Source organism: Cellulomonas septica (genome assembly GCF_012396155.1).
Taxonomy (GTDB): Bacteria; Actinomycetota; Actinomycetes; order Actinomycetales; family Cellulomonadaceae; genus Cellulomonas; species Cellulomonas septica.
On the sequence record NZ_JAAXOY010000295.1, the window covers coordinates 1 to 4,311 of the forward strand.

The following is a 4,311-nucleotide window of genomic DNA, read 5'->3' on the forward strand; positions in this document are numbered from 1 at the left end:
GACGCCTCGCCGCACCGGTCGCGACCCCTCGCCGGCGGCGACTCGCGGCGCGGGAACCGCGCGTGACCCGCAGTGCCGACCGCGCGGTTCCACCCGTCCGGACGTCGGGCGCGGCCCCGGACGCCTCGGGACGGTGTGCGACCATAGGGCCGTGGCCCCCCGCGCAGACGGACGACTGAACCACGACCTCCTCCCCGGCGAGAAAGGCCCGCAGGACGCCTGCGGCGTCTTCGGCGTCTGGGCACCCGGCGAAGAGGTCGCCAAGCTCACCTACTTCGGCCTCTACGCGCTGCAGCACCGTGGGCAGGAGTCCGCGGGCATCGCGACGTCGAACGGCCAGCAGCTCCTCGTCTACAAGGACATGGGCCTCGTCTCCCAGGTCTTCGACGAGACCGCGCTGAACGCCCTGCAGGGGCACATCGCCATCGGGCACGCGCGCTACTCGACGACGGGTGGCTCGACCTGGGAGAACGCGCAGCCGACGCTCGGGGCCACGGCTGCCGGCACGGTCGCCCTCGGGCACAACGGCAACCTCACCAACTCGGCCGAGCTCGTCGACCTGGTCGCCGAGCGGTACGGCAACCAGCGCCGCGGCGAGCTCGCGCGCGGCAACACGACCGACACCGCGCTCGTGACCGCGCTGCTCGCGGGCGACCCGGACCACACGCTCGAGGCCACCGCGCTCGAGGTCCTGCCCCGCCTGCGCGGCGCGTTCAGCCTCGTCTTCATGGACGAGCACACCCTCTACGCCGCGCGCGACCCGCAGGGCGTCCGCCCGCTCGTGCTCGGCCGGCTCGAGCGCGGCTGGGTCGTCGCGTCGGAGACGCCCGCGCTCGACATCGTCGGCGCGTCGTTCGTGCGTGAGGTCGAGCCCGGCGAGTTCATCGCGATCGACGCCGACGGCCTGCGCTCGACGCGGTTCGCGCCCGTCGACCGCGCCGGCTGCGTCTTCGAGTACGTCTACCTCGCGCGCCCCGACACGACGATCGCCGGCCGCTCGGTGCACGCCGCGCGCGTGGCGATGGGCCGCCGCCTCGCGATCGAGCACCCGGTCGAGGCCGACCTCGTCATCCCCGTGCCGGAGTCGGGCACGCCCGCGGCCGTCGGGTTCGCGACCGAGTCGGGCATCCCGTTCGGCCAGGGCCTCACCAAGAACGCCTACGTCGGCCGGACCTTCATCCAGCCGTCGCAGACGCTGCGCCAGCTCGGCATCCGGCTCAAGCTCAACCCGCTGCGCGAGGTCATCCGCGGCAAGCGGCTCGTCGTCGTCGACGACTCGATCGTCCGCGGCAACACCCAGCGCGCGCTCGTCCGCATGCTGCGCGAGGCCGGCGCCGCCGAGGTCCACATCCGCATCAGCTCGCCGCCCGTGAAGTGGCCGTGCTTCTACGGCATCGACTTCGCGAGCCGCGCCGAGCTCATCGCGAACGGCCTCGGCGTCGACGCGATCGCGGCGTCCCTCGGCGCCGACTCGCTCGGCTACATCTCCGAGGAGGGCATGGTCGAGGCGACCGAGCAGCCGCGCTCGCAGCTGTGCACCGCGTGCTTCTCGGGCCGCTACCCGATCGAGCTCCCGCCTGCCGACCGCCTCGGCAAGCACCTCCTCGAGCAGAACGAGCTGCCCCTCGGCGCCCCCGAGGACGGCCTGCTGACCATCGTCCCGTCGACCGGTGGCGCGACCGCCCTGGAGCACCCGTGAGCACCCCGCAGGTCACCTACGCCGCCGCCGGAGTCGACACCGAGGCCGGCGACAAGGCCGTCGAGCTGATGAAGGACGCCGTGCGCGCGACGCACGGCCCGCAGGTCCTCGGCGGCGTCGGCGGGTTCGCCGGGCTGTACGACGCGTCGCTCCTGACCCGCTACCGCCGCCCGCTGCTCGCGACGTCGACCGACGGCGTCGGCACCAAGGTGGCGATCGCCCAGGCGCTCGACGTGCACGACACGATCGGCTTCGACCTGGTCGGCATGGTCGTCGACGACATCGTCGTGGTCGGCGCGAAGCCGCTGTTCATGACGGACTACATCGCGACCGGCCGCGTCGTTCCCGAGCGCATCGCCGACATCGTGCGCGGCATCGCCGCGGCCTGCTCGGTCGCCGGCACCGCCCTCGTCGGCGGCGAGACCGCCGAGCACCCCGGCCTGCTGCGCCCCGACGAGTACGACGTGGCCGGTGCCGCGACGGGTGTCGTCGAGGCCGACGAGCTGCTGGGCCCCGACCGTGTGCGCGCGGGCGACGTGCTCGTCGCGCTCGCGTCGAGCGGCCTGCACTCCAACGGCTACTCGCTGGTCCGCAAGGTCGTCGAGGTCGCCGGCTGGGGCCTCGAGCGTCACGTCGACGAGCTCGGCCGCACCCTCGGCGAGGAGCTCCTCGAGCCGACCCGCGTCTACGCGAGCGACGTCCTGGCCCTCGTCGAGCGCGCCGGCGTCGCCGGGATCCACGCGTTCAGCCACGTGACCGGCGGCGGTCTCGCGTCGAACGTCGCGCGCGTCCTGCCGCAGGGCCTGGTCGCCGACGTGGACCGCGGTGGCTGGCAGCTCCCGCCGGTCTTCTCGCTCGTGCAGCGGCTCGGGGGCGTGCCGTGGCACGACCTCGAGGGCACGCTCAACCTCGGCGTCGGCATGGTGGCCGTCGTCGCGGCCGACGCGGTCGACGGCGTCCTCGCGCACGCGGACGAGCTGGGCCTCCCGGCCTGGGTGCTCGGCACCGTGCGGGACGCCGACCCGACGCTCGACGTGGCCGGCTCGCCGGACTTCGTCGCAGGGACCAAGGGCGTCGACGGGGGAGCCGTCCGCCTCTCGGGGACCTACCGCGCCTGACGGCCGGGTGACGGTGACGTCGAAGGTCGCCGTCCGCTGGACAGGGACGCATCGCGTCCGACGGTCGTGGTCGATCTGGTCGACCGACGTCCGGTGGCTTCCGGACCGGGCGAGGTCCGGCGCACGCACCAACCGGCCGGTGACGTCAGGAACGTCACCGGCCGGTGAGTGTGTGGTGTGACCGCTGTGCCGCACCGTGCTGGTCGGCGGTGGACGGGTCCGAGCGGGGACGACCTCAGCGGGGCGGAGGGGTCACGCTCGGTGGGGCCGTCGCGCCGACCCCACGACCTCAGCCGTCGTCGGACCAGCGACGGTAGTCGTCGTCCTCGTCCCGGGACCAGTCACCTGTGTCGACGGCGCTGCCGCGACGCTCGGATCCCAGATCGTTGTGGCTCAGCGAGCCGAGCTCCTGCTCGAGGGCTCGGTAGTTGGTCTCGGGACTGAAGTACTTCAGCTCCCGGGCCACCTTGGTCTGCTTCGCCTTCTGACGGCCGCGCCCCATGGCATCGACCCCCTCTAACGTGGATGCGGGGCGGCACCGTGCTCACACGTGCGGCCCCGGGGTGCTGAATCGTCTCTTCGTGGGGCAACGGTACATGGTCCCGCGCTATTCCGACCACTCACGAGCGAGCGACACACATCACGTGGCGCGGTGGGGTCGTGATGACCGATTCGCCGGGTTTAGGCTGACGGTACGGTTCGTGTAACGATGCATGATGAGAGTTGGATGAGAGTGATGCGGCATCCGTGACCAAACTGTGTCCCGGAATGCGCCATCTGACCGTTTCGTTCATGCTAGTGAGACTGCCCGCATCACCCGCACCACCGCGCTACCCGCGCACCGCACCAACCGCACCCGACGGGGCGGAACCGGCGCACAGCGTCGGCCGCCCGCACGCTTGCCGCAGGAGGCAGCTGATGACCGCTCACCCCGCAGAGTCCGAGGCGCTGCTCACGCCGTCCGAGGTCGCCACTCTCTTCCGGGTCGACCCGAAGACGGTGACCCGTTGGGCGAAGGCCGGGAAGCTCTCCTCGATCCGCACGCTCGGTGGCCACCGTCGCTACCGGGAGTCCGAGGTGCGCGACCTGCTCAACGGCGTGCCCCAGCAGCACGCGTCCGACGACTGATCCCTCGCCGGACGACACCGGGGCGGGCGCTCCACCCGTCCGCCCCTCACGCCGCCTCGTGCGGCCCCTGACGCCGGCGCCCTGAGGGCGCCGACGTCCTCGTGTCCGGCCTGGACACCGCACGCCTCGCGCCGCCACCGGCGCCCGGCACGCGCGTGACTGCGGCCCTCGGGACGACGACGACGTCGTGACCCCGCCGCCGATCGGCCACGCGTGCACAGGCACCTCACTTCGCCCCGAGCTTTCGCGCGCCCACGGCGCTCCGCACACGAGGACGACCGTGGCGCCGGTCGAGCACGCCGCGCACGACGACGACCGTGGCGCCTGTCGAGCGTCCCGCGCACGACGACGACCATGGCGCGGGTC

General features: G+C 73.0%; 4 protein-coding genes. 3 read left to right on the plus strand and 1 reads right to left on the minus strand.

Annotation, left to right across the window (positions count from 1 at the left end; all coding sequences use genetic code 11):
* Positions 1-151 precede the first annotated feature (151 nt).
* Together purF and purM are read left to right on the plus strand one after the other, a co-directional pair.
* Positions 152-1,699 (plus strand): amidophosphoribosyltransferase, encoded by a 1,548-nt coding sequence (gene purF, locus HGA02_RS11850; protein WP_162354098.1) that lies wholly within the window; start codon positions 152-154, stop codon positions 1,697-1,699.
* Complete coding sequence (purM, locus tag HGA02_RS11855) at positions 1,696-2,817, plus strand: phosphoribosylformylglycinamidine cyclo-ligase (RefSeq protein WP_124343036.1); 1,122 nt, start codon at positions 1,696-1,698, stop codon at positions 2,815-2,817. Before purF ends, purM begins: the two co-directional genes overlap by 4 nt.
* 289 nt (positions 2,818-3,106) lie before the next feature.
* Here purM and HGA02_RS11860 read toward each other — a convergent pair whose 3' ends face one another.
* A complete protein-coding gene (locus HGA02_RS11860) occupies positions 3,107-3,319 on the minus strand; it encodes a DUF3073 domain-containing protein (protein ID WP_124343037.1) in 213 nt (70 codons plus the stop codon).
* A 416-nt stretch (positions 3,320-3,735) separates the two neighbouring features.
* Here HGA02_RS11860 and HGA02_RS11865 point away from each other — a divergent pair, with 416 nt between their 5' ends.
* Positions 3,736-3,945: a BldC family transcriptional regulator gene (locus HGA02_RS11865; protein ID WP_124343038.1), complete on the plus strand. Its 210-nt coding sequence runs from the start codon at positions 3,736-3,738 to the stop codon at positions 3,943-3,945.
* The last annotated feature ends 366 nt before the right edge of the window (positions 3,946-4,311 follow it).

Excerpts from the sequence above, each read along its gene's own strand:
- HGA02_RS11860 (WP_124343037.1), bottom strand. The coding sequence starts at position 3,319 with ATGGGGCGCGGCCGTCAGAAGGCGAAGCAGACCAAGGTGGCCCGGGAG.
- HGA02_RS11865 (WP_124343038.1), top strand. The coding sequence starts at position 3,736 with ATGACCGCTCACCCCGCAGAGTCCGAGGCGCTGCTCACGCCGTCCGAG.